We start from the raw sequence: 21921 nt of genomic DNA, 5'->3' as shown, positions 1-21921 counted from the left end.
CCACCTGGACGGCAGCACGGCGCTCGCCTGTGCTCGCCACGGGCGGCAGACCCGTCCGGCCCGGCGGACGCGCCGCGGAGAGCCGCCGAGGCGCGGAGAGTCGACGAGCGCGATGTCGCAGGATCCCGGTAGCGTCGACCGTGACGGTCAGTCCTGACCGGAGAACGGGAGAACGCCGTGAAAGCCGTGATCCATCGCCTCCGATCCCTCGCCGCGGCGCTGCGCAGCGCCGTCTCGAGGACTCCGGCCGAGCTGCCGGTCGACCCCTTCGGCGAGCCCCCGCGGGCGCCGCACGATCCGCTCGCGTACCGGTCGGAGGCGTGGAAGGCGCCGTCGCCGTCCACGCTGAACTTCCACTGACCGGCGGAGCTCGATCGCGCGAGGGACGGGCGGCGCACTGGCGGTCGCCTTCGCGGTCGCGCTGCTGCTCTCCGGGTGCTCCTCGGAACCGGAGCCGGCGCTCTTCGGAGCCACGGGCGACCTGCACGTGAGCCCCGACGGCGAGACGCGCTTCTGCGAAGCGGTCGTCGACACCGGCTTCGGCACGGACTGCCGCGACGGCGTCCCGACGGCGGGGATCGACCGGGCGTCTCTCGCGAGCACGCCCGGCGAGACGGTCGTCGTCTCCCCCCGAGGTGAGCGGTCGACCTCCCCCGGCGGCCTCGTGCGCACCCTCGAGGACGGCACCCGGGTGTACTCGCTCTTCCTCGTCGGCACGAGGGACTCCGACGTCTTCACCGTCTCCTCGATCGGGACCGCGGACTTCACCCTCCCCGACGAGTACCGGGAGCCGGACGCCGACGTCCCCGGCGGCTTCCTCGTCCCGGTGGTCCCGACGGGCTGACCGTCCGGACCGACCGCGCGCGGCGACCTCGAGCCGCGCGCCATCACGGACCTGCACCAGGACGGCACTGCACCATCACGGCCCTGCACCATGACGGCACGGCGCCATGACAGCACTGCGCCATGATCGAGTCATGGTCGCGTCGGTCGAGGTCGTCACCCGCTCCCAGCGGTCGGTCGACGACCTGTTCGACCGCGCGCGGAGCATCGACCTGCACACGGAGTCGCAGGCCGCGGCCGGTGAGCGCGCGGTCGCCGGGGTGGTCAGCGGCCGGATCGGCCTCGGCGAGGAGGTGACCTGGCGGGCCCGTCACTTCGGCGTCCGCCTGCGGCTGACCAGCCGGATCACCGCCCTCGACGCGCCGCACTCCTTCACGGACGAGCAGACCCGCGGCCCGTTCCGCTCCTTCCGGCACGAGCACCGCTTCGAGCCGGACGGCAGCGGCTCGGTGATGACCGACCGGCTCACCTTCCGCGCGCCCTTCGGCGTCCTCGGCCGGATCGCCGAGCGGCTCGTCCTCGCGCGACACCTGCGTCGGCTTCTCGAGGAGCGCGGCGCGTTCCTCGCGGCCTCGCCGGCCCCGGGAGACGACCGACGGGAGTGACGGCCGCCCGATACTCCTCCCGTTGAAGTATGGTGTCGCCCGTGCCCGAGGAGATGCGAGAGACGACCTTCTGGATCCTGACCGCGCTCGCTCTCGGGCGCCGCCACGGCTACGCGCTGCTGCAGGAGATCGAGGAGCAGTCGGAGGGCCGCGTGCGGCTGCGGGTGACCACGCTCTACGCGGCGCTCGAGCGACTGGGGTCGGCGGGCCTGATCGCAACCGACGGCGACGAGCGGATCACCGGCCGCGTGCGCCGCTACTTCCGGCTGACGGACAGCGGCCGATCCGCACTCGGCGCGGAGGTCGCCCGGATGGAGGCGAGCGCCGTGCGGGCGCGGATCAACCTCGGGCTCTCGCCGTCCGCCGCGCTCTGACCCGACCACTCGATGAAGGAGAACGGCATGACGACGAACGAGGACGCGCGGCGCACCGACCGCTTCCGCCGCGCGCTGCGCTGGTACCCGGCCGCCTGGCGCGACGAGCACGGCGAGGTCCTGCTGGGCATCCTGCTCGACGAGGCCGACGACCGCGGGCACCGCGGCCCGGGCATCGGGCAGCGGATCACTCTCGCGGTCGGCGGTCTGCGCCACCGCCTCCGATCCGCTCCCGGGCGCTCTTCGTCGACGATTGTCCCCCTCGCCCTCGCCACGGCGTTCTTCGTCTTCTACGCCGTCGTCAACTGGTCCCCCGGTGTCAGCTACCCCGGTGCGATCGGACCGTTCACCAACCCCTCCTTCCTCGCCGGGGCGCTCTTCGCGACCGCCCTCGGCCTCGCCCTCGCCGCCCGGACCGGCGCCGCACGGGTCACCGCCCTGCTCGCCTCCGCCACAGAGTTGAGCATCGCGCTCGTCGCCGCGGCGGCTGGCTGGCTCGGTCCCGACCTGTCGACGGCGGGGCCGGTGGCGGCGCTCGGGGTCCTCGCGGTCGTGCCCTGGCGCGGTCGGGTGGCGGCCGTGATGTCGGTCCTCCTGCTGGTCGGTCTGTCGGCGCTGCTGACCGCCGTCGACGCACTCGGCGCGACGGTGCTCACGGACGTCCCGGCCGCCCGGGTGGTCCTGCCGCTCGCCGTCATCGCCGCCGTGCTGCTCGCACTCGCCCTGGCCGCCCGCCGGGCCACCCTCCTGGAGCGGAGTCTCCCCCGCGGCGTCGGGGCGTGACGCGCGAGGCGTCCCCGAGCGGTCGAGGCAGCCCGTTCCAGCGGGACGTCTCGACCGTCGAGGGACGCCTCATGGAGGCGTGACGGCGGACGGCGGGCCGACCCGCGGCAGGGGTGCCCCGGCAGGGAGTCCCAGCCGTGCGCCCGGCGCTCCTAGCCTGGGCGGACCCGAGGAGAGGACGACGACATGGACCCGGACCCGGACCTGGACCTGGACGACCTGATCGCCGCGTTCGACGCGCGGCGGACGATCGAGGGCGGCTCCCCGCTGCACGCCGTCCTGCACGCGGCGAGCCAGGAGGCGCTGCGCATCACCGGCGAGCTGAACAGCGGCTACCACCCGCCGGAGCGCGTGCGCGAGCTGCTCGCGGAGCTGACCGGCCGGCCGATCGACGAGTCGGTGACCCTCTTCCCGCCGCTGCGCGCCGACTTCGGCCGCAACCTCCGGATCGGCGCCCGGGTCTTCATCAACTCCGGCTGCGCCTTCCAGGACCAGGGCGGCATCACGATCGGCGACGACTGCCTCATCGGGCACGACGTCGTCTTCGCGACCCTGAACCACGACCTGGATCCGGCGCGCCGCGGCGACCTGCACCCCGCTCCGATCGTCGTCGGCTCGAACGTCTGGATCGGCGCGAAGGCCGTCCTGCTCGCCGGCGTCACGGTCGGCGACGACGCGGTGATCGCCGCCGCCGCGGTCGTCACGAAGGACGTCCCGGCGGGAGCGGTCGTCGTCGGCGCCCCGGCCCGCGTCGTCAGGAACGTGCGGGACACCGGCGCGGACGCGACGGCCTGAGGACCCGCTCGCGGCCGGTCCCGCGCGTCACTCCGACGGGACGGCGCAGGTCTCCTCGGCGGCGGTCTGCCCGGGGGCGTCGAGCGGTTCCGGAGCGGGCTGCGCGGCGGCGGGGTCGGTCGCCGCAGGAGCGGAGGCGCCCGCTTCGACCGGCGGAGCGGGCTGCTCCTCCGCGGGCGTCGACGCGAGCACGACCGGCTCGTCGTTCAGCACCCGCGCCATCAGCTCGCCGCCGAGCACGGTGTCCGGCACGACCTTGCCCGGCCGGTCAGGGTCGTCCAGCGCCGGGTACTGCACGAACACCATCTGCGCGAGGTCGACGTCCTCGAGGGCCAGCGCGAGCGAGATCATCGTCGACGGGTTCGTCAGCGTGGTGGAGAGGTGCACGTTCGAGGACACCGCCTGCGCGAGTCCGTAGAGGGCGGGGACGTTCGACAGCGTGTCCGCCGAGCGGACCGTGCGCATCAGCGAGGCGAGGTACTGCTGCTGCGAGGAGATCCGGCTGAGGTCGCTCTCGTCGCCGACGCCGTGCCGGGTGCGCAGGAACGCGAGCGCGGTCGCTCCCGAGACGGTGCTGGTGCCGGCGGGCAGGTCGAGCCCGGAGTCGGTGTCGCGGATCGGCCCGGTGAGGCAGATCGGCACTCCCCCGACGGCGTTGCTCATCTCGATCACGCCGTTGAAGGAGACCCAGCCCGCATACGGCACGGTCAGGCCGGTGAACTGCTGCACCGTGTCGTTGACGCAGGAGAGCCCGCCGGCCCCGAACGCGGAGTTCAGCGGGACGTCGGCGGTCGCCTCCGTGACCTCGCCGGTCTCCGGATCGGTGCAGGCCGGTCGGTCCAGGACGAGGTCGCGCGGGAAACTGATCACCGTGGCGCTGCGGTGGTCGGCGGAGACGTGCAGCAGGATCGTGACGTCGTTGAGCGTGCCGTCGCGGACCCCGAAGGCGTCGCCCTGCACCGCGTCGTTGTCGGTGCCCACGATGAGCACGTTGAAGCCGCCCTCGATCGCACCGAGCTGCACGGCCCGCGGCTCCGCGGACGGCGCGATCCCGAGTTCGACCGCGTTGCCGGCGACGTTGCTCGTGATGCTCGCCGTCGCGATCCCGACCAGGCAGGCGCCGCTCACCGCGAGGACCGCGACGGCGGCGGCAGCGCCGCGGAGCAGGGTCCGAACGCCCGAGCGCGGCCTGAGCCGTCCGTGCCGTGCGCCACCCGTCGTCGCCATCGGTCCACGCCACCCCCGCAGCTCGTCGATCCGCCCCGCAGCGAAGCAGCCGCGGTCGCCCGCCAGTGTACGGAAGCGTTGCCGCCCGCCCGGCATCGGCGGGGAACGGTGGCCGCACGGCACAGCCGGCGCCGGTTCGGCCCGGTACGCTCGTCAGCGGATCCGTGAGGGAGGCGACCGGTGCTGGAGACGATCCTGGAGGCCCTCTCCCTCATCACGCTCCCGCTGGGGCTGCTGTTCCTGTTCGCGGCGTTCGTGGGGCTGCTGATCGACGGGCGGTGGTCGACGACGACCGCCTATCTCGAGGACGGTCCCCCGCGCGCTCTGCACTGGGTCACCCGCGCGGGCGAGGTCCGCTCGCGGCCGCTCGCCGCCGACGACCCGCTGACGCCGGTCGGCTCGGACCAGCGGGAGGTCTACTACCGCGAGGAGGACCCGGAGCGGATCCGGCTGCACCGGCGCGCGGATCCGGTGCGGGCGCTGCGGCTGACCGGCCTGATCCTGGTCGGCACCGGCGCCGTCTGTGGGATCCTGTCGACGGTGCTCGCGATCCTCGGGAGCTGAGGCCGCGGCGGTGCGCCGGGTTCGGGTGCGCCGGGCTCGGGTGCGCCGGGCTCAGGTGCGCCGGGCTCAGGTGCGCCGGGCTCACGTGCGCCGGGGTCAGGCCTCCGGACGCCGCTCGTCCTCGATCGCGCGGCGGTGCGCCTCGTCCTCGCGATCGAGGGCGGCGGCGCTCGCCGGAGTGATGACTCCGGCCCGCCGCAGCGCGCTCGTCACCGCCGCCCGGACGACGAAGTAGACCGCGACGAGGACGAGCGCGAACCAGAAGAGGTTGATCACGAGACCGGTGAGCAGGGCTCCGAAGCTGGGTTCCATGCCCTCCACGCTAACCGCCGAATCCGTCCTGAGCCGAGTCCGCCCCTCCCCGAAGCCGCGGCGATCCGCCGATCGACCCGTCACGAACGGCTCCCTCAGCGCGTCGGCGAGAGCCGTCCGCGACGAATCGACCGCCCGCGGGGCGCGCTTCGAAGCCTCAGCGCCAGTGCGAGAGCGTGGCCTCCATCAGCAGGCGGGCTCGGGAGAGCTGCCCGCGGACGACGGTCGCGCTGACGCCGAGCTCGGCGCCGATGTCGTCGTAGCTGCGCTGCTGCAGCTGGCGGAGCTCCCAGCAGCGGCGCTGCAGCTCGGGCATCCGGCCGAGCACGGCGCGCGCCTCAGCGACGAGCGCCGCGCGCTCCGACACCGCGGTCGGGCAGTGGTCGAGCGACTCGGGCAGGTCCTGCTCCAGCTCGGCGCGGTTCTGGTGGTCGCTCGAGCGCAGCCGGTCGTAGCAGCGCCGGCGCACCGTGGTCAGCAGCCAGCCGACGATCGTCTCGCCGTCGATCACGCTGTCCATGTGCGTCCAGGCGGCGAGGAACGTCTCCTGCACCACGTCGTCCGCCTCGCTCGAGGCACGCAGGAGGCGCAGCGCCGTCGCGCGCAGCAGAGAGGTGTGCCGTCGGACGATCTCGGCGAACGCGCGGTCGTCGCCCGACGCCGATCGGATGACGAGCATCCGGTCGGAGTCGGGCGGGAGCAGCGGCAGGGCGAGCGCGAGGACGGTCCGCGAGCGGCGGGCGGCGGTAGTGGTGGCGGTGGCGGTGGCGGTGGCGAGCATGCGGGCTCCGGTCGTGAGGTTGATGTGTACGCATGATTCGGAGCAGACCTGGGAGCGGATGGCCCGAGGGGCCGCTCTGGCGCGACACGACGGCCCGAACGTCGCCCCAGCAACGATTTTGAGCACCTGCGCAGCCGCTGCCGGTCGGTCACCCGTTCTTGCTGGTCGAGCAGCCCCGCAGGGGCGTATCGAGACCCACCGCCGTCAGGAGGCTGGGCGGCAGCCTCGCCTCCTGACCCCGGTGGAGCAGCCCGCGAACCTCGATCGACGCGCACCGCCCTCTGTGCTGGTCGAGTAGCCCACCGGGCGCCTCGGGGCCGATCACCGTCGGGCCGTGACCCGAAGCCGTCCGTCCGGTCTGGCGCACATCCGCCTCCTCGGAGGCACCTAGGCCTCCTCGTGCGGGACCAGACCCGAGGCCTCCCCGCCTGCATGCCCGCGCCCCGACAGTGCCGTTCACACGCCGGCTGACCATGGCGTCCTGGCGCGAGATACCCGACGTACAGCGAACGCGTTTGATTCCCACGAGACGCAGGTGCACTATTCCCTTGCAAGAACCACACCGAGGTGGTTCTCGAGGACTCTCCCCAGAGTTGAAATCGAAAGGGATATCTTTGCCCCATGTAAAGAAGCTAGGGACTGCAGTAGCCGTTGCAATTCTGGTATCAGCCAGCGGCAGTGCACTTCTCGACGCCTCCACCGTCGAAGCGAAAGAGGCGCCGAGCGCATCCACCGCTATCATCGCGGCTGTTGCGCCGGACGTCATCGAGCTGGCCGAGCCTTCGCGCGTGACAGCCATGCCTGATGGCGCCGTGTTGGCCCTGCCGTCGGGTTCGGTCAGAACACCCCAGGACGCGAAGGACGGAGTGACCATCACCGTGGGTGACATCACTGCGAGTGTCGCACTGCCCGCAGCCGATTCGGCCGTCCAGTCCGGGACGTCCGGCGCAGGTATCACCTATCGGAATGGAGACGAGTCCACCACGGTCGTCCTCGCGAATTCCGACGATTCAGTCACCTTCGTTTCAATCCTTGACAGTCCACGGGCGCCATCGCGCTACAGCTACGGCTACAGCGACGTCGGTACCCTGAAGCAGGCCGACGACGGCGGAGTGACGATATGGCGGGGCCAGGACATGGTGGGGTACTTTCTAGAACCCTGGGCGATCGATGCCGCAGGAACCTCGGTGCCCACTCATTACGAGGTCTCCGGCAGCACGTTGACGCAGGTTGTGGATCACACGACCGACTCGTTCGAGTACCCGATCGTCGCAGACCCGACGCAAGACTTCGGTGGCAACTCCCTCTACTCGAATGTCACCCTGAACATCGATATGGCAACTGCGAAGAATGTCGTGTCCGTGACCCCGGCTCCGAATATCAACTGGGGGAGAATGCCGCGAAGCACAGGGCTGCCTGCATACGACGCTCTCGTGCCTTCGAGCTATGAGGGCGCGAAGTTCCACGACCAGCTCGTCTGCCACTTGGCTAACGCCGTGTACTTCAAGACCCCGTGGAACCTCGATTCATGGCGGCCGGACGTCGGTTACGCTGCGACCGCTGCAGCACTGTGCAACCCGACATGACACCGGTCGACTTATGAGAGTGCTAGCGGGCATCGCGCTCGTCGTCGTAGGGACCTTGCTCGCCGCTCTCGCCGTTCAGCACTTACTGGAGGCCGGAGTTTCTGCGGATCGGGAGCAGATCGGCGGGTCCCTTGAGCCGCTCACGCTGATCCTGGTGCTGGCGGGGGTCGTCACGGCTCTCGCTGGACTGTTCCAGCTCTTCCGATGCTGGGAGCGGTGGCGGGACTCCCGGTGACCACGGGTCCGCCTGCCCGACTCTGAGAACCGGCGCCGCGCAGCGCACGGTTCGCTGACAGACCGCGCGGATCGACCTGCGGCAGGGTGAGAGTGACGTGATGACCACGACATCGACCACACCGACTCCCCCGTCCGGCACCGCCCGCACCGCCCTCCTCGTCGGAGCCTCCCGCGGGCTGGGCCACGCCCTCGCAGCGGAGTTCCTCGGCCGCGGCTGGGACGTGATCGGCACCGTCCGCGATCCCGGCCGGCGCACCCCTCTGCACGAGCTCCAGGACGAGGTCGGCGCGGACCGCCTGGCGATCGAGCGGCTCGACATCACCGACGAGGAGGGGACGCGGGCGCTTCGGGAGCGCCTGACGGGTCGCGGGCTCGACCTGCTCTTCGTGAACGCCGGCACCACGACGAGCGAGGACACCCCCATCGGCCGGGTCTCGACGGAGGACTTCGTCGAGGTCTTCGTCACCAACGCGCTCAGTCCGATGCGCGTGATCGAGACGCTGCAGGACCTCGTCGCTGGCGACGGCCTGATCGGCGCGATGTCGTCGGGGCAGGGCAGCATCGCGAACAACACCGGCGGCGGGCGGGAGGTCTACCGCGGCAGCAAGGCGGCGCTCAACCAGTTCCTGAAGAGCTTCGCGGTGCGGCAGTCCGGCACGGGCCGGGCGATCGTCCTGATCGCGCCGGGCTGGATCCGGACCGCGCTCGGTGGCGACGACGCGCCGTTCACGATCGAGGAGAACGTGCCGAAGGTGGTCGACGTGCTGATCGGCCGCCTCGGCACGCCCGGGATCGCCTACCGCGACTTCCGCGGCGAGGTGGTGCCCTGGTGAAAGCGGTGCGGCGCCGGTCCTGCGACTCAGGTCCTGCGGCGCCGAGCCTGCGATGGCGCTCCTCCGGAGCCGGTCCTCCGGTGACGGTGGTCTTCCGTACGCTCGGGGGGTGCCCTCTCCTCGACCCTTCCAGCAGCGACTCCTCCGGCAGCTCGTCGGCACGCTGAGCGGCCAGCGCCCCGCCGCGCCGGTGAGCCGGCGCTCGCAGCGCGCCGTCCTCGCCGAGCAGACCGTGCGCGGCGTGCTCGAGCTGGCGGTGCGGCTCGGCGAGACCCTGCTCTCGCTGGGGTCCGCGGCCGCGGAGGTCACCGAGACCATCGAGCGGGTCTGCCGCGCCTACGGCATCGAGGTGCAGGTCGACCTCACCTTCACCTCGATCCTGGTCGTGCACGACGGCAGCGAGGACTCGCCCAGCGTGAGCGTGCTGCGCGTCGTCGCCTCCCGCAGCGCCGACTACGAGCGGCTCGCCCGCGTGACGACGCTGGTCACCGCGATCACCGACGGCTCCCCCGAGGTGCGGGTCGCCGACACCGTCGACTCGACGGCCGCGCGCGACGAGGCCCGGCAGCAGTTCGAGGCGGCGCACGAGCGGCTCGACGCGATCCTCGTCCAGCCTCACCGCTACCGGCGGAGCGTCGTGACGCTCACCCTCGCGGTGATGGCCGCGGGCGTCGCGATCCTGCTCGGCGGCGGGCCGCTCATCGTCCTCCTCGCCGCGCTCACGACCGCCGCGATCGACGGCGTCAACCAGCTGCTCGGCCGCTGGGGGCTGCCCGCCTTCTTCCAGCAGATCGCCGGAGCCGCGCTCGCGACCGGCGTCGCGGTGCTGCTGCTCGCGGTCGTGCCGCAGCTGCCGGTCGAGTTCGCCGTGCTGCCGCCGGCACTGGTGGTCGCCTCCGGGGTCGTCGTGCTGCTCGCCGGGCTCTCCTTCGTCGGAGCGGCGGACGACGCCATCAACGGCTTCCCGATCACGGCCGGCGGCCGGCTGCTCGAGGTCGGGCTGCTGACCCTCGGCATCGTCGTCGGCATCGCCGCCGTGCTCGACGGCGCGCGCACCCTCGGCGTCGAGCTGGTGCTGGTCGACTCCTACGCCCGCCCCTGGCCGGCCAGCGTGCAGGTGATCGGCGCGGGCATCGCCGCGGGAGCCTGGGCGCTCTCGTCGCACACTCCCCCGCGGCCGGCGCTCGTCGCCGCGCTCACCGGTGCTGGAGCATGGGTCGCCTCCGACGCGCTGAGCGGGCTGGGCGCCGCGCCGCTGCTCGCCAGCGCCGTGCCCGCGATCGTGATCGGCCTGCTCGGCGAGACCCTGGCCGAGCGCTGGCGCGTGCCCGCCGTGGTGACCACGGCCTGCGGCATCGTGCCGCTGCTCCCCGGCCTCACCCTCTACCGCGGCGTGCTCGACCTCACCTCCGGTCGCGGCCCCGAGGGCGGGATCGAGCTGCTGCTCCAGGCGGGCATGATCGCGATCGGGCTCGCGGGCGGCGTCACCCTCGGCCGCATCGCGTACCGGCGGCTGCGCACTCCGGTCGTCCGCGCGGTGGCGCCGGTCCGGGCGCGCCGCTCCCCGCAACCGGAGCCGGCGCCGACCGCCGAGGAGCCGCTCGCGCGGACGGGCACGATGCCGATCGTCAGCACGATCGGGGTGACCGAGCCGACGGAGGACGACCTCGCCGGAGGGGCCGCGGCGGCGAAGGACTGACGCCCGGCGGCAGTGGGCGGCATCACTTGCTGTCGATGCGGCCGACCGCTCCGTCCTCGTGGAACGCCGCGCGCGCGGCGGTCCAGCTGCTCGCGTCGACGCCGAGCGCGGTGCGGAGGTAGGCCGTGGTCAGCTGCTGGATCGCGCTCAGGCGCGCGGGATCCGCATCCGTCGTCTCGGCGACCTCCTCGCCGACGATGCCGCCGAGTGAGTGCTCGCCGCCGTGCAGGGTGAGCAGGTCGGTCGCGCCCGGGCTCTGCGTGAAGGCGTCGGTGAACCAGTCCGGCCCGCGCCGGGAGAGCCGCGACTGATCGCGGTCGCCCGCGACGACGAGGGTCGGCGTGCTCAGCTGCGCGAAGGAGGGGCGGAGGAAGGGGAAGGCCGTCTGCGCGAACGGCTCGAGGTCGTCGCCGGCGACCCCCGTCGCGGCGAGAAGGACGCCGGCGCGCACCCGCCCGTCCGAGCGGTCGGCGCTGAGCGAGCCGTCCTCCTCGACGATGCGGGCGCCGAGCAGCGACTGCGCCGTCTGCGCGCCCCAGGAGTGCCCGGCGACCGCGATGCGGCTCGAGTCGACCCGGCCGGCGAGACCGGGCACGGCCGCCTCGAGGACGTCGAGCCGGTCGAGCACGCGGATGAGATCGGCGATCCGCTGCTCCCCGATCGTCGGGAAGACGGGATGGTCGAAGCCGAAGCCGTGACGCCTCGAGTCGAGGTGCGTCGGCTGGATCACGACGAAGCCGCGCGAGGCCCAGAAAGCGGTGAGCGGCGCGTAGCCGTCGTGGTTCCAGCCGTTGCCGTGCGAGAAGAGCACGACGGGGAGGTCCGTGCCGGTCGCCGGGGCGGAGATCCGCACGGTGAGCGGGACGGGACGGCCGGGAGCGTCGAGCTCGACGGGGGCGACCGAGACGACGGGTAGTGCTTCGGGGAGTGCTTCGGGGAGTGCTTCGGGGAGAGAGGTGGGGACGGTGCTGGTCATGCTGGTGCCTTCCGGTCCGCGCTCTGCGATACTGGTTATCGGAGCAACGTTCCGCAACAATACGGAGCGCTGTTCCGTTAAGCAAGCGGAGCGTTCGGAGGAGGAGCGGCAGTGACGGATCATGGCGGCACCGGCTCGGCAGTCCCCCGCGTCGGCCGACCTCGGCGCGACTCGCAGGCGCTCCTCGACGCGGCCGCGACGGTCTTCGTCGAGTCCGGCGTCGACGCCCCGGTCCGCGAGATCGCGACGCGCGCCGGCGTGGGCACGGGCACGATCTACCGGCACTTCCCCACCCGGGCCGACCTCGTGGTCGCCGTCTACCGGCACCAGGTCGAGGCCTGCGCCGAGGCCGGGCCGCGACTCCTCGCCGAGAGCGACTCCCCCGAGGCGGCGCTGCGCGAGTGGCTGGCGCTGTTCGTCGACTTCCTGGTGACCAAGCACGGTCTGCCCGATGCGCTGCAGGGCGACGGCGCCGGCTCGGACGCCCTGCACGCGTTCTTCGTCGATCGGCTGGTGCCGGTCTGCGCGACGCTGCTCGACGCGGCGATCGCGCCGGACGCCCCGCCCGTCCAGGCGTACGGTCTGCTGCGCGGCATCGGCAACCTCTGCCTCGGCGGCGCGGGCGACCCGCGCTACGACACGGACGCCCTCGTGCAGCTGCTCGTCACCGGTGTCCTGGCGCGCGGCGGGTCCTGAGACGCGCGATCCGAGGCGCAGCACCCTCAGTCGCCGAAGCGGGTCTCCCTGTGGGGAGCGCCGGTGCGGTCGTAGGTGGTCCAGACTCCGACCTGGCGCCCGCGGTCGAACGACCCGCTGCGCAGGCGGGTGCCGTCCAGGCGGAACCACTCCCAGTACCCGTGCAGCTCACCCTCGAGCGTGGCGCCGCGAGCGCGGAGGCTGCCGTCGCGGTGCAGCACCTCCTGCGGGTCCGGGTCGGTCATCGGTCTCCTCCGCGGTCGTGCTGTCGCATGGCGCATCGTCGCACGCCGGATCGCCGCACGCCGAGCCGGCCGGCTGCGCTTGGATGGACGGATGACCGCGCTCATCGTCGCCGCCCACCCCGATCGGGACTCGTTCACCCTCGCTCTGGCCCGACGGCTCGCGGAGGAGCTGCCGCCGGCCGAGCTCGCGGATCTCGCCGCGGAGGGCTTCGACCCGCGCTTCAGTGCGGCCGACCGGCACAGCTACCGCGTCGCGGGCGAGTACCCGGCCGACGTCGCGAGCGAGCAGCGCAGGCTCGACGCCGCCGAGCACCTCGTGCTGGTCTTCCCCGTCTACTGGTGGTCGATGCCGGCGCTGCTGAAGGGCTGGATCGACCGTGTCTTCGTCAACGGCTGGGCCTTCGAGATCGACCCGGCCGACGGGATGCGCCGGAAGCTCGGCGGGCTCACCGTCCACCTCGTGCCGATCGCCGGCGACAGCGCCGGGGTGTACGAGCGGCACGGCTACGAGCAGTCCCTGCGTACCCAGATCGAGCACGGCGTCGTCGACTACTGCGGCGCGGTCCGCGGCACGACGGCCTTCGTCCACGACTCCGAGCAGGAGGACGCCGTCGCCCGCGCGGCGAGCGTCGACCGCGCGGTCGCGGCCGTCGTCGCCGCGGTCCGCGGGCGTGCCCCCGCGCCGGCCGAGTAGCCGCCTCGGCCGCCCTCCTTCTCGCCCTCGCCGCCCTTCGTGCCGGTCGAGCAGCCGCCTCCTGCGCCGTTCATGCTGGTCGAGCAGCCGCCTCCGGCGCCGTTCATGCTGGTCGAGTAGCCCCGGAGGGGCGTATCGAGACCCGCCCAGCTCAGCACGGTGGATCTCGATACGCCCGCTCCGCGGGCTGCTCGATCAGGGTGGGGTCGCCGTCCGCAGCCGCGATGCGGGTCGTGGGCTTCATGCCGGTCGAGTAGCCGCCTCCGGCGCCTCCTCATGCTGGTCGAGGAGCCGCCACCGGCGCCTCCTCATGCTGGTCGAGTAGCCGCCTCCGGCGACCCGTGCATGCTGGTCGAGTAGCCGCCTCCGGCGGCGTATCGAGACCCACCATCACCAAGGCATCCGGGAGCGAGCCTCCTCCACACTCGCGATCCGACGGCGTTGTCCCCGATCAGCCCATGGTTCCGACTCCGGTGTCGGTATCTCCTGCTTCAATACGCGTATGTCAGAAGATGAGAACGCGGCAGCACTCGCGGAGGTGCGCGACTGCTTCTACGACGCCGCGTCCGCTGAGCGCGCCGCGTCCCCGACGCGCCTGAGAGCCGCAGAACGCATCCACCGCGGCTACCGCGTCGCCCTCACCGTCCCGGAAGCGTTCGCCCGCGGCGCCTCCCGGAGCGAGACCCGCGATCTCGTCGAGCGCTCCATCCGTGCCGAGCTCGCGGTGACGCTCGGCGTGTCCGAGCGGGAGGTCTGCCGACGGCTCGAGACCGCGCAGATGCTGATGGAGCACCTGCCGCTCACCCGTGCGCTGCTCCGCGACGGCCGGATCCTCTGGGAGGTCGGCGAGGCGATCTGCAGGACGGCGAGCAGTCTCCCTGAGGCCTCCCGCGCTGCACTCGACGAGCGCGCGGCCGACGCCGCGCTCACGCTGACGACGACCCAGCTGCGCCGCGCCCTGAGTCGCTGGCGCGAAGAGCTGCACGAGCAGCCCCTGAGCGAGCGCCACGCCCGCGCCACGCTGGACCGCGCGGTCTGGATCACACCCGATGTCGACGGCATGGCCACGCTCTGCGTCCACGCTCCCGCGCCGGCGGTGACGGGCGCGTACGACCGGCTGCGCCGCATCGCCCGCACCCTCCGCGACGACGGCGATCCGCGCACCCTGCAGCAGCTCAGCGCCGACGCGGCCGTCGATCTCCTCTGCGACGGCGACATCGCAGGAACGACACCCGACCCCGAGCACCAGCCGGACCCGACCTTCGTCCCCGGAGTGCGCGCCGAAGTCCGGCTGACCCTCGCCGCCTCCACCGCAGTCGGCCTGGACGACGCACCCGCGGACCTCGACGGCTACGGACCCGTCCCCGCGCCGATCGCCCGCGAGCTGGTCCGCACCGCCGCCTCCTTCACCCGGGTCCTCACCGATCCGGACACCGGCGCGGTCGTCTCCGTGGGCCGCACCCACCGTGTCCCGCCGCCGCAGATGCGCCTGCACCTGCAACTGCGGGACCAGACCTGCCGCTTCGCCGGCTGCACCCGCCCCGCCGCGACCAGCGAGGCCGACCACACCCTCGAATGGCGCAACGGCGGAGAGACGTCCTTGGAGAACCTCGTCTCGCTCTGCACTTCGCATCACCATCTGCGGCACGGCGACCAGTGGACGTACATCGGGAGCGGTGACGGGACGATCGTCTGGACGAGCCCGACCGGTCGGCGGATCAGCAACCGCCCGCCCCCGCTCCCCGGCCGACCGCCAGACCCACCGCCGAAGCCCCGCTTCATCGACGTTCCCGCGCCGTTCTGACGACGGTGGATCTCGATACGCCCGCGAGGCGGGCTACTCGATCAGCAGGAAGCGCGCGCGATGCAGGCGTGCGCTCCCGGCCCGCACATGCTGGTCGAGCAGACCCGGGGGGCGTATCGAGACCCGCCCAGGCCCGCACGGTGGATCTACATGGAAGGGACGCCCGCAAAAATGCTGGTCGAGTAGCCCCGCAGGGGCGTATCGAGACCCACCCACCCCAAGGACGTCGGTCTCTTACCCGCCCTGCGCTGGCGCCGGAGGCGCCCCCTCCGCTCGATCCGCCCGCGTGGCGGGCTACTCGATCAGCATGCAGGGGCTGCCCGATCAGCAGACGTCCGAACCAGGGGCGGCTCCGTGATCGGATCGCGACAGCCCTCGATCCGATCGGGACACCCGCCGTCGGCCCCCGCCGCGAGGCTGGATCCATGACCGACACCACCACAGTCCCCCTCCTCACGGACGACCGGCTCGCCGGACGCACCGCCCTCGTCACCGGCTCCTCCAGCGGGCTCGGCGAGGCCATCGCGCACCGGCTCGCCTCGTCCGGCGCGCACGTCCTCGTGCACGGCCGCGACCGCGCGCGCACCGAGGCGGTCGCGCAGGCGATCACCGCGGCCGGCGGCACCGCCTCCGTGCTCGTCGCCGACCTCGGAGGCACGCCCGACGCTACCCGCGCCGTCGCCGCCGAGGCGCTGCGCCTGCTCGGCGGCCGGATCGACGTGCTCGTCAACAACGCCGGCGTGTTCCCCGTCGGCCCGACCGCCGAGCTGAGCGACGCCGACGTCGACGCGCTACTCGTCACCAACATCCGGGTTCCGCACCAGCTCGTCGGAGCGATCGCGCCGACGATGGCCGAGCGCGGCTCCGGCGTGATCATCAACATCACCTCGTGGATGGGGCGCGTCGGCACTCTCGGCACCGCCCTCTACCCGGCGACCAAGGCCGCGCTCGACCACCTGACTCGAGCCTGGGCGGCGGAGTACGGCGCGGACGGCGTGCGCGTCGTCGCGGTCGCCCCCGGCGCGACGCTCACCCCCGGCAACGAGCACGCCTCGGCGATCCTCGACGCGATGACCGCCCCGACCCCTGCCGGCCGCCCCGGCCGCCCGGACGAGATCGCCCAGGCCGTGCGCTGGCTCGCGACCGACGAGGCGTCCTACGTGCACGGCACGACCCTGCTGGTCGACGGCGGTATCGTCGGCGCGCGGCGCTGACCGGAGCCGTCGCCGGGGAGCAGGTCAGTCGACCTGCACCAGCCGGCCCGGGTGCAGGGCGGCGTCGGCGGCGGGGGTCGTCTCGTATGCACGGCGGTAGTCGCGGCCGAAGTGCGACGCGCTCGCGTAGCCGACGGCCGCCGCCGCGCCCGCGGCCGTCTCGCCGCGCACCAGCAGGAGACGCCGCGCCTCGCCCAGCCGCAGTCGGCGCAGGTAGCCGAGCGGGGACATCCCGGTCAGCTCGCGGAACCGCCGAGTGAGCGTCGGCACGCTCGTGCTCGCCTCCGCGGCCAGCGCGTCGAGCGTCCAGCCGTGCGCGAGAGCGGCGGTCATCGCGTCGACCGCCCGGGTCACCGCGGCCGAGCGGACGGCGGACGACGCCGACAGCAGGCGCGGCGCCTGGTCGCTCTGCAGCAGGCGGAGCACCAGCTCGCGCGACACCGCCGGCCCGAGCACCGGGATCTCCTCGGGCGCGTCGAGGAGCCGGAACAGGCGGTGCAGCGCGTCGGCGAGCTCCGGGGTGATCGTGCCGATCCGTTCCGGGATCGCCGCGGCGGGGCGGTGCGCGACGAGCCCGGCGACCTCGGCGACGAGCACCGGATCGAGGTGCCAATTGGCCGAGACGAAGTCGCCCTGCTCGCCGGTCTCGACGACGGCCGCGATCACCGGCAGGTCGACCGGCGTGATCAGGAAGCGGCCGGCGCCCCACTGCTCGTCCGAGTCGCCGACGATCGAGCGCTTGCGGCCGGAGAGGACGAGGCTCAGCGTCGGCGGGAAGCGCGTGTAGACCAGCGAGGTCGGCGCCGTGACCCGGTGCAGCCGCAGGTCCAGCGCGGCGGCGCGCTCCGGATGCTCCAGGTGCCGGCGGGCGAGATCGGCGGCGGCGGCGAGGTGCTGCCGGGCGCTCCCTGGCGCGGCGGTCACGAGCGGGGCAGCGCCGCGAGGGCGAGCTCGCCGATCTCGGCGACGCGCTCGGCGCTGCCGCCGTCGCGGGCCTGCGTCGACATCCCCGTCAGCACCGCGACGACGAAGGCCGCCGTCCGCGCCGCGTCGGTGCCGGCCGGCACATCCCGCTCCGCGATTCCCCGCTCGATGCGGGCGGCGATGACGTCCTCCATCGAACGGCGGCGCTCAGCGAGGCGCGGTTCGCTCAGCACGAAGCAGCCGGAGGGCGTGCCCGGGTCGGAGTAGCCCGCGGCGCTCGAGCGGACGACGGCGGCCAGCGCGTCCCAGGCCGTCGGCGCGTCGAGGAGCCGGGCGAGGGCGGCGTCGGCGGTGTCGGCGTAGCAGCTCGCCGCGGCCCGGAAGAGCTCGTCCTTGTCGCCGAAGGCCGCGTAGAGGCTCGGCGCCGAGATGCCGATCTCGCGAGTGAGCACGGCGACCGTCGTCTCGTCGTAGCCGTCGCTCCAGAAGCGGCGCATCGCCGTATCGAGCGCCTCGTCGCGGTCGAAGCCCCTCGGTCGTCCTGCCATGCTCCGATTCTATAACAGTCGCTACGGAACGTGCTAGCGTGCCCCGCAGCAGTTCTTTATCGTCCACTACAGAAAGGCACTCCCATGCAGATCCAGGACTCCGTCGTGCTCGTGACCGGCGCCAACCGCGGCATCGGCGCCGAGTTCGTCCGGCAGCTGACGGCCCGCGGCGCCCGCACCGTCTACGCCGCGGCGCGCGACGCCTCGACGATCGCCGCCGCGCCGGGCGTCGTGCCGATCGCGCTCGACGTGACCGATCAGGACCGCATCGCCGAGCTCGCAGCGGCCCTCGGCGACGTGTCGATCGTCGTCAACAACGCCGGCATCGCCCCCACCGTCGACTTCATCGCCGGCGACCTCGACGAGATCCGCCGCACCGTCGAGACCAACGCCTTCGCGCCCCTGATGCTCGCGCGCGCCTTCGCCGGGAGCCTCGGCCGCGCGGGTGGCGGCGCCGTGCTCAACGTGCTCTCCGTGTCGGCCTTCGTCTCGTTCCCGGGCTCGGAGTCGTACTCGATGTCCAAGGCCGCGGCCTGGAGCGTCACCGACGGCCTGCGCCTGGCCCTCGCCCCGCAGGGCACCCATGTGCTCGGCCTGCACATGGGCCTCGTCGACACCGACATGGCCTCGTGGTCGGACGCTCCGAAGTCGAGCCCCGAGGCGATCGTGACGGCCGCCCTCGACGGCCTCGAGCGCGGCGCCGCCGAGGTCCTCGCCGACGACACCGCCCGCGCGGTGAAGCCCGGCCTCGCCCTCGACCCGGCCGAGCGCTACGCGGACGTACTGGCGCCGCAGCACTGAGCCTGCGGGAGGGGCGCGAGCACCGTCCAAGGCGGGGGCGCGTCTTCGCGGTGGACCCACCCCGCCGGGCGAGCAGCTCATGCTGGTCGAGCAGCCGCCGACGGCGGCGTATCGAGACCCCGCCCTACCGGACGCGAGGGTCTCGGAACGCCCGCTCCGCGGGCCGCTCGCTCAGCAGGTGCTTCCCGTTCTGCGGCAGTAGAGTGATCCTGAAGACGCGAATGCGGAGAACCTCCCCGCACCCGCGCGCCGGAAGGTCTCTCCCATGCCACTCCCCCGCACCGCCGCGGCGGCCCTCGCCGCCGCAGCCGCGGTCCTCGCGCTGACGGGCTGCTCCGCTTCCGCGGCGCCCGCCCCGACCGGCTCCCCGGGCGCGCTCTCCGGATCGATCACCGTCTACGCCGCCGCGTCGCTGAAAAGCACCTTCACCGAGATCGCGACGGCCTTCGAGGCCGAGCACCCGGGTACCGCCGTCGAGCTCACCTTCGCCGGCTCCTCCGACCTGGTGACCCAGATCACCAACGGCGCGCCCGCCGACGTGTTCGCCTCGGCCGACGAGAAGAACATGGCGAAGCTCACCGACGCCGACCTCATCGAGGGCGAGCCCGTCGACTTCGCGACCAACACCCTCGAGATCGCCGTCCCGCCGGCCAACCCGGCGGGCATCGCCTCGTTCGCCGACCTCGCCCGCGAGGGCGTGAAGACGGTCGTCTGCGCGGCGCAGGTCCCGTGCGGCGCGGCGACGGTCACCGTGGAGACCGCGACCGGCGTCGACCTCCAGCCGGTCAGCGAGGAGTCGTCGGTCACCGACGTCCTCGGCAAGGTCACCTCGGGGGAGGCCGACGCCGGCCTGGTCTACGTCACCGACGTCGCCGCCGCCGGCGACGCGGTGACCGGCATCGAGTTCCCCGAATCGTCGCAGGCCGTGAACACCTACCCGATCGCCCCGGTCGCCGGCTCCGCGAACCCGGACCTCGCCGCCGCCTTCACCGCGTACGTCGCCGGTGACGAGGGCCGCCGTGTCCTCGCGGCTGCAGGATTCGGGGCCCCCGAGACAGGAGCACCCTGACCATGCCGCAGATCCGGATCAGGAACGCCGCCGACTACCTCGGCGTCAGCGACGACACCGTCCGCCGCTGGATCGAGAACGGCACCCTCGCGAGCAGCAAGGACGCCGCCGGCCGCAGCGTCGTCGAGGGGCTCGACCTCGCCCGGCTCGCCCGGCAGAACGCGATCCTCCCCGTCGACCCGAGCGAGGTGGGCCGCTCGGCGCGCAACCGCTTCGTCGGCATCGTCACCGAGGTCGTCTCCGACACCGTGATGGCGCAGGTCGAGCTGCAGTGCGGCCCGCACCGCGTCGTCTCGCTGATGTCCGCCGAGGCCGTCCGCGAGCTCGGCCTCGAGCCGGGCTCGCCCGCGATCGCGATCGTCAAGGCGACGATGGTCGTGGTGGAGACCCCGAGCGGGAAGGCGTGACCCGCTCGCCCGTGACCCGCTCGCCCGTGACCCGCCGGCCGGTGACGCTCTCCGCCGGAGTCCCCCGCTGGGTCGTCGCCGTCGCGGTCGTCGGCGGTGCCTTCGTCCTGCTGCCGCTGGTCGGCGTCCTCTCCCGCGTCGACTGGGCCGGGTTCGTCCCGCTGATCACCTCGGACTCCTCGATCGCGGCGCTCCTGCTGAGTCTGCGCACCGCCGCCGCCGCCACCGCACTCTGCGTCGTGATCGGCGTGCCGATGGCACTGACGCTCGCACGCACCTCCTTCCCCGGCCAGGGCCTGGTGCGCGCCCTCGTGCTGCTCCCGCTCGTGCTGCCCCCGGTCGTCGGCGGCATCGCCCTGCTCTACACCTTCGGCCGGCTCGGCCTGCTCGGCGGCGCCCTCGAGGCGCTCGGGATCCGGATCGCGTTCTCCACCACCGCGGTGATCCTCGCGCAGACCTTCGTCGCCCTCCCGTTCCTCGTGCTCAGCCTCGAGGGGGCGCTCCGCTCGGCCGGCGACCGCTACGAGAGCGTCGCCGCGACCCTCGGCGCCCGGCCCTCGACCGTGCTGCGCCGGGTCACCCTCCCTCTGATCCTGCCCGGGCTGCTCTCCGGCGCGATCCTCTCCTTCGCCCGCGCGCTCGGCGAGTTCGGCGCGACGCTGACCTTCGCGGGCAGCCTGCAGGGCGTGACCCGCACCCTCCCGCTCGAGATCTACCTGCAGCGCGAGACCGATCCGGACGCCGCGGTCGCCCTCTCGCTGGTGCTGGTCGTCGTCGCCGTCCTCGTGATCGGGCTCGCGCATCGGCGGCCGCGCGCCGCCCGAGCGGAGGTGCGTCCGTGACGCTCGAGATCGACGCGCGGCTGCACGCCCGCGGCGTCGACGTCGCGCTGCGGGTCGAGACCGGGACGACCACGGCCGTCCTCGGCCCGAACGGCGCCGGCAAGTCCACGCTCGTCGGGCTGCTCGCCGGCCTCCTCCGCGCCGACGACGGACGCGCGGTCCTGGCCGGAGCGACCCTGTTCGACGCCGCTCGCCGCCTGCACCTGCCGCCGCACCGCCGCAGTGTCGCGCTGCTCGCCCAGGACCCGCTGCTCTTCCCGCACCTCAGCGTGCTCGACAACGTCGCCTTCGGGCCACGGAGCACCGGCGCCGGACGCTCCGCCGCGGCCGAGACCGCGCGCACCTGGCTCGAGGCCGTCGATGCCGTCGACCTCGCCGACCGCCGCCCGGCACAGCTCTCGGGCGGGCAGGCGCAGCGGGTGGCGCTCGCCCGGGCGCTCGCACCGAGTCCGGAGCTGCTGCTGCTCGACGAGCCGATGGCGGCCCTGGACGTCGCGGTCGCCCCGCTGCTGCGGCGGATGCTCCGCCGCGTCCTGCCCGGGCGGACCACGATCCTGATCACCCACGACGTGCTCGACGCCTACACGCTGGCCGACCGCGTCGTGGTGCTGCATGGCGGTCGCGTGATCGAGGACGGCCCCACCCACGAGGTGCTGGAGCGCCCGCAGAGCCCCTTCACCGCGGAGCTCGCCGCGCTCAATCTGCTGACGGGCACGGCGACCGGCACCGGGCTGCGGACGGACGACGGCGTGGAGCTGCGGGCGGCGGGCTCCGTCGCCGCGGGCGCGCGGGCCGCGGCCGCGTTCCGGCCGGCCTCCGTGACGGTCGCGCCGGCCCTGCCGGGATCGCCCGCCGCCGGCCGCGTCCGCGCCCGCATCCGCGACCTCGAGCGGCGCGGCGACCTCGTGCGGGTGCGCGCCGCCGGCATCGCGGCCGACCTCTCCCCCGCGCAGCTCGCCGCCCTCGGCGCGGGGATCGACGACGAGGTCGACTTCGTGATCGATCCGGAGGCGGTCGCGCTCTACCCGGCGCGCGGCGTCGCGGGCGGAGGGTAGCCCTCCG

26 protein-coding genes are annotated in these 21921 nt (G+C 73.4%); 19 read left to right on the top strand and 7 right to left on the bottom strand.

Translation table 11 applies throughout. The features are described from left to right. Nucleotides 1-177 precede the first annotated feature (177 nt). From EDF35_RS10645 to EDF35_RS10620, 6 genes are all read left to right on the top strand, one after another. The gene (locus EDF35_RS10645; protein ID WP_133962303.1) at nucleotides 178-360 is read left to right on the top strand and encodes a hypothetical protein; all 183 of its coding nucleotides are present in this window, start codon (nucleotides 178-180) and stop codon (nucleotides 358-360) included. A gap of 127 nt (nucleotides 361-487) precedes the next feature. After that, on the top strand, nucleotides 488-844 hold the full coding sequence (locus EDF35_RS10640) for a hypothetical protein (protein ID WP_133962302.1): 357 nt from the start codon (nucleotides 488-490) through the stop codon (nucleotides 842-844). A gap of 133 nt (nucleotides 845-977) precedes the next feature. Continuing rightward, nucleotides 978-1448 (top strand): SRPBCC family protein, encoded by a 471-nt coding sequence (locus tag EDF35_RS10635; protein ID WP_123732370.1) that lies wholly within the window; start codon nucleotides 978-980, stop codon nucleotides 1446-1448. Between the two features lie 41 nt (nucleotides 1449-1489). Next, entirely contained in the window at nucleotides 1490-1822 is a 333-nt protein-coding gene (locus tag EDF35_RS10630; RefSeq protein ID WP_243839926.1) for a PadR family transcriptional regulator, read from the top strand. A gap of 27 nt (nucleotides 1823-1849) precedes the next feature. Next, nucleotides 1850-2605, top strand: coding sequence for a hypothetical protein (locus EDF35_RS10625; RefSeq protein WP_133962301.1), 756 nt, complete (start codon nucleotides 1850-1852; stop codon nucleotides 2603-2605). A gap of 186 nt (nucleotides 2606-2791) precedes the next feature. Beyond that, nucleotides 2792-3400 (top strand): DapH/DapD/GlmU-related protein, encoded by a 609-nt coding sequence (locus tag EDF35_RS10620; protein ID WP_243839925.1) that lies wholly within the window; start codon nucleotides 2792-2794, stop codon nucleotides 3398-3400. 27 nt (nucleotides 3401-3427) lie between these two features. Here the strand turns inward: EDF35_RS10620 and EDF35_RS10615 are convergent, their stop codons facing one another. Further along, nucleotides 3428-4627, bottom strand: a complete 1200-nt coding sequence (locus EDF35_RS10615) for an LCP family protein (protein ID WP_166674072.1) — start codon at nucleotides 4625-4627, stop codon at nucleotides 3428-3430. Between the two features lie 180 nt (nucleotides 4628-4807). Between EDF35_RS10615 and EDF35_RS10610 the strand changes: the two genes are divergently transcribed. Beyond that, entirely contained in the window at nucleotides 4808-5191 is a 384-nt protein-coding gene (locus EDF35_RS10610) for a hypothetical protein (RefSeq protein WP_127886561.1), read from the top strand. 96 nt (nucleotides 5192-5287) lie between these two features. Here the strand turns inward: EDF35_RS10610 and EDF35_RS10605 are convergent, their stop codons facing one another. Together EDF35_RS10605 and EDF35_RS10600 are read right to left on the bottom strand one after the other, a co-directional pair. Continuing rightward, entirely contained in the window at nucleotides 5288-5503 is a 216-nt protein-coding gene (locus EDF35_RS10605) for a hypothetical protein (RefSeq protein ID WP_123703738.1), read from the bottom strand. A gap of 157 nt (nucleotides 5504-5660) precedes the next feature. After that, a complete protein-coding gene (locus tag EDF35_RS10600; protein ID WP_133962299.1) occupies nucleotides 5661-6284 on the bottom strand; it encodes a sigma-70 family RNA polymerase sigma factor in 624 nt (207 codons plus the stop codon). A gap of 593 nt (nucleotides 6285-6877) precedes the next feature. Between EDF35_RS10600 and EDF35_RS10595 the strand changes: the two genes are divergently transcribed. From EDF35_RS10595 to EDF35_RS10585, 3 genes are all read left to right on the top strand, one after another. Next, nucleotides 6878-7870 carry a DUF2599 domain-containing protein gene (locus EDF35_RS10595; RefSeq protein WP_166674071.1) on the top strand — a complete coding sequence of 331 codons (993 nt, stop codon included), beginning with the start codon at nucleotides 6878-6880 and terminating at the stop codon, nucleotides 7868-7870. Between the two features lie 335 nt (nucleotides 7871-8205). Beyond that, nucleotides 8206-8940 carry an SDR family NAD(P)-dependent oxidoreductase gene (locus tag EDF35_RS10590; protein ID WP_133962297.1) on the top strand — a complete coding sequence of 245 codons (735 nt, stop codon included), beginning with the start codon at nucleotides 8206-8208 and terminating at the stop codon, nucleotides 8938-8940. A gap of 109 nt (nucleotides 8941-9049) precedes the next feature. Then, a complete protein-coding gene (locus EDF35_RS10585; protein ID WP_166674070.1) occupies nucleotides 9050-10639 on the top strand; it encodes a threonine/serine exporter family protein in 1590 nt (529 codons plus the stop codon). 22 nt (nucleotides 10640-10661) lie between these two features. On the opposite strand, the gene EDF35_RS10580 is transcribed toward EDF35_RS10585, so the two are convergent. After that, complete coding sequence (locus EDF35_RS10580) at nucleotides 10662-11615, bottom strand: alpha/beta fold hydrolase (protein WP_133962295.1); 954 nt, start codon at nucleotides 11613-11615, stop codon at nucleotides 10662-10664. Between the two features lie 111 nt (nucleotides 11616-11726). On the opposite strand from EDF35_RS10580, the gene EDF35_RS10575 reads away from it, so the two are divergent. Beyond that, a complete protein-coding gene (locus EDF35_RS10575; RefSeq protein ID WP_133962294.1) occupies nucleotides 11727-12311 on the top strand; it encodes a TetR/AcrR family transcriptional regulator in 585 nt (194 codons plus the stop codon). 26 nt (nucleotides 12312-12337) lie between these two features. On the opposite strand, the gene EDF35_RS10570 is transcribed toward EDF35_RS10575, so the two are convergent. Beyond that, nucleotides 12338-12556, bottom strand: a complete 219-nt coding sequence (locus tag EDF35_RS10570) for a hypothetical protein (RefSeq protein ID WP_133962293.1) — start codon at nucleotides 12554-12556, stop codon at nucleotides 12338-12340. A gap of 91 nt (nucleotides 12557-12647) precedes the next feature. Here EDF35_RS10570 and EDF35_RS10565 point away from each other — a divergent pair, with 91 nt between their 5' ends. The 3 genes from EDF35_RS10565 (at nucleotide 12648) to EDF35_RS10555 (ending at nucleotide 16268) form a co-directional block, all read left to right on the top strand. Next, entirely contained in the window at nucleotides 12648-13250 is a 603-nt protein-coding gene (locus tag EDF35_RS10565; RefSeq protein ID WP_133962292.1) for an NAD(P)H-dependent oxidoreductase, read from the top strand. 502 nt (nucleotides 13251-13752) lie between these two features. After that, the gene (locus tag EDF35_RS10560; RefSeq protein WP_133962291.1) at nucleotides 13753-15054 is read left to right on the top strand and encodes an HNH endonuclease signature motif containing protein; all 1302 of its coding nucleotides are present in this window, start codon (nucleotides 13753-13755) and stop codon (nucleotides 15052-15054) included. A 425-nt stretch (nucleotides 15055-15479) separates the two neighbouring features. Continuing rightward, nucleotides 15480-16268: an SDR family NAD(P)-dependent oxidoreductase gene (locus EDF35_RS10555; RefSeq protein WP_133962290.1), complete on the top strand. Its 789-nt coding sequence runs from the start codon at nucleotides 15480-15482 to the stop codon at nucleotides 16266-16268. Between the two features lie 24 nt (nucleotides 16269-16292). On the opposite strand, the gene EDF35_RS10550 is transcribed toward EDF35_RS10555, so the two are convergent. Further along, nucleotides 16293-17192: an AraC family transcriptional regulator gene (locus tag EDF35_RS10550; protein WP_133962289.1), complete on the bottom strand. Its 900-nt coding sequence runs from the start codon at nucleotides 17190-17192 to the stop codon at nucleotides 16293-16295. Then, nucleotides 17189-17740 (bottom strand): TetR/AcrR family transcriptional regulator, encoded by a 552-nt coding sequence (locus EDF35_RS10545; RefSeq protein ID WP_123732358.1) that lies wholly within the window; start codon nucleotides 17738-17740, stop codon nucleotides 17189-17191. Before EDF35_RS10545 ends, EDF35_RS10550 begins: the two co-directional genes overlap by 4 nt. Before the next feature lie 84 nt (nucleotides 17741-17824). On the opposite strand from EDF35_RS10545, the gene EDF35_RS10540 reads away from it, so the two are divergent. The 5 genes from EDF35_RS10540 (at nucleotide 17825) to EDF35_RS10520 (ending at nucleotide 21914) form a co-directional block, all read left to right on the top strand. After that, the gene (locus tag EDF35_RS10540; protein ID WP_133962288.1) at nucleotides 17825-18541 is read left to right on the top strand and encodes an SDR family oxidoreductase; all 717 of its coding nucleotides are present in this window, start codon (nucleotides 17825-17827) and stop codon (nucleotides 18539-18541) included. A gap of 265 nt (nucleotides 18542-18806) precedes the next feature. After that, entirely contained in the window at nucleotides 18807-19610 is an 804-nt protein-coding gene (modA, locus tag EDF35_RS10535; RefSeq protein WP_133962287.1) for a molybdate ABC transporter substrate-binding protein, read from the top strand. 2 nt (nucleotides 19611-19612) lie between these two features. After that, entirely contained in the window at nucleotides 19613-20017 is a 405-nt protein-coding gene (locus EDF35_RS10530) for a TOBE domain-containing protein (RefSeq protein ID WP_123703707.1), read from the top strand. A gap of 41 nt (nucleotides 20018-20058) precedes the next feature. Continuing rightward, nucleotides 20059-20859, top strand: a complete 801-nt coding sequence (locus tag EDF35_RS10525) for an ABC transporter permease (RefSeq protein WP_208323065.1) — start codon at nucleotides 20059-20061, stop codon at nucleotides 20857-20859. Continuing rightward, nucleotides 20856-21914, top strand: coding sequence for an ABC transporter ATP-binding protein (locus tag EDF35_RS10520; protein ID WP_133962286.1), 1059 nt, complete (start codon nucleotides 20856-20858; stop codon nucleotides 21912-21914). The genes EDF35_RS10525 and EDF35_RS10520 overlap by 4 nt, the downstream gene beginning before the upstream one ends. Nucleotides 21915-21921: the final 7 nt, after the last annotated feature.

Source organism: Rathayibacter sp. PhB151 (assembly GCF_004366415.1).
Taxonomy (GTDB): domain Bacteria; phylum Actinomycetota; class Actinomycetes; order Actinomycetales; family Microbacteriaceae; genus Rathayibacter; species Rathayibacter festucae.
The sequence above is the reverse complement of the archived record's forward strand: the minus strand, read 5'-3'. Positions and strand labels throughout refer to the sequence as shown.

What these genes read in the sequence shown, in the direction of transcription:
- EDF35_RS10635 (WP_123732370.1), top strand. Translation starts at nt 978, where the DNA reads ATGGTCGCGTCGGTCGAGGTCGTCACCCGCTCCCAGCGGTCGGTCGAC.
- EDF35_RS10625 (WP_133962301.1), top strand. Translation starts at nt 1,850, where the DNA reads ATGACGACGAACGAGGACGCGCGGCGCACCGACCGCTTCCGCCGCGCG.
- EDF35_RS10620 (WP_243839925.1), top strand. Translation starts at nt 2,792, where the DNA reads ATGGACCCGGACCCGGACCTGGACCTGGACGACCTGATCGCCGCGTTC.
- EDF35_RS10615 (WP_166674072.1), bottom strand. Translation starts at nt 4,627, where the DNA reads ATGGCGACGACGGGTGGCGCACGGCACGGACGGCTCAGGCCGCGCTCG.
- EDF35_RS10605 (WP_123703738.1), bottom strand. Translation starts at nt 5,503, where the DNA reads ATGGAACCCAGCTTCGGAGCCCTGCTCACCGGTCTCGTGATCAACCTC.
- EDF35_RS10600 (WP_133962299.1), bottom strand. Translation starts at nt 6,284, where the DNA reads ATGCTCGCCACCGCCACCGCCACCGCCACCACTACCGCCGCCCGCCGC.
- EDF35_RS10590 (WP_133962297.1), top strand. Translation starts at nt 8,206, where the DNA reads ATGACCACGACATCGACCACACCGACTCCCCCGTCCGGCACCGCCCGC.
- EDF35_RS10580 (WP_133962295.1), bottom strand. Translation starts at nt 11,615, where the DNA reads ATGACCAGCACCGTCCCCACCTCTCTCCCCGAAGCACTCCCCGAAGCA.
- EDF35_RS10570 (WP_133962293.1), bottom strand. Translation starts at nt 12,556, where the DNA reads ATGACCGACCCGGACCCGCAGGAGGTGCTGCACCGCGACGGCAGCCTC.
- EDF35_RS10565 (WP_133962292.1), top strand. Translation starts at nt 12,648, where the DNA reads ATGACCGCGCTCATCGTCGCCGCCCACCCCGATCGGGACTCGTTCACC.
- EDF35_RS10560 (WP_133962291.1), top strand. Translation starts at nt 13,753, where the DNA reads ATGTCAGAAGATGAGAACGCGGCAGCACTCGCGGAGGTGCGCGACTGC.
- EDF35_RS10555 (WP_133962290.1), top strand. Translation starts at nt 15,480, where the DNA reads ATGACCGACACCACCACAGTCCCCCTCCTCACGGACGACCGGCTCGCC.
- EDF35_RS10545 (WP_123732358.1), bottom strand. Translation starts at nt 17,740, where the DNA reads ATGGCAGGACGACCGAGGGGCTTCGACCGCGACGAGGCGCTCGATACG.
- EDF35_RS10540 (WP_133962288.1), top strand. Translation starts at nt 17,825, where the DNA reads ATGCAGATCCAGGACTCCGTCGTGCTCGTGACCGGCGCCAACCGCGGC.
- modA (WP_133962287.1), top strand. Translation starts at nt 18,807, where the DNA reads ATGCCACTCCCCCGCACCGCCGCGGCGGCCCTCGCCGCCGCAGCCGCG.
- EDF35_RS10530 (WP_123703707.1), top strand. Translation starts at nt 19,613, where the DNA reads ATGCCGCAGATCCGGATCAGGAACGCCGCCGACTACCTCGGCGTCAGC.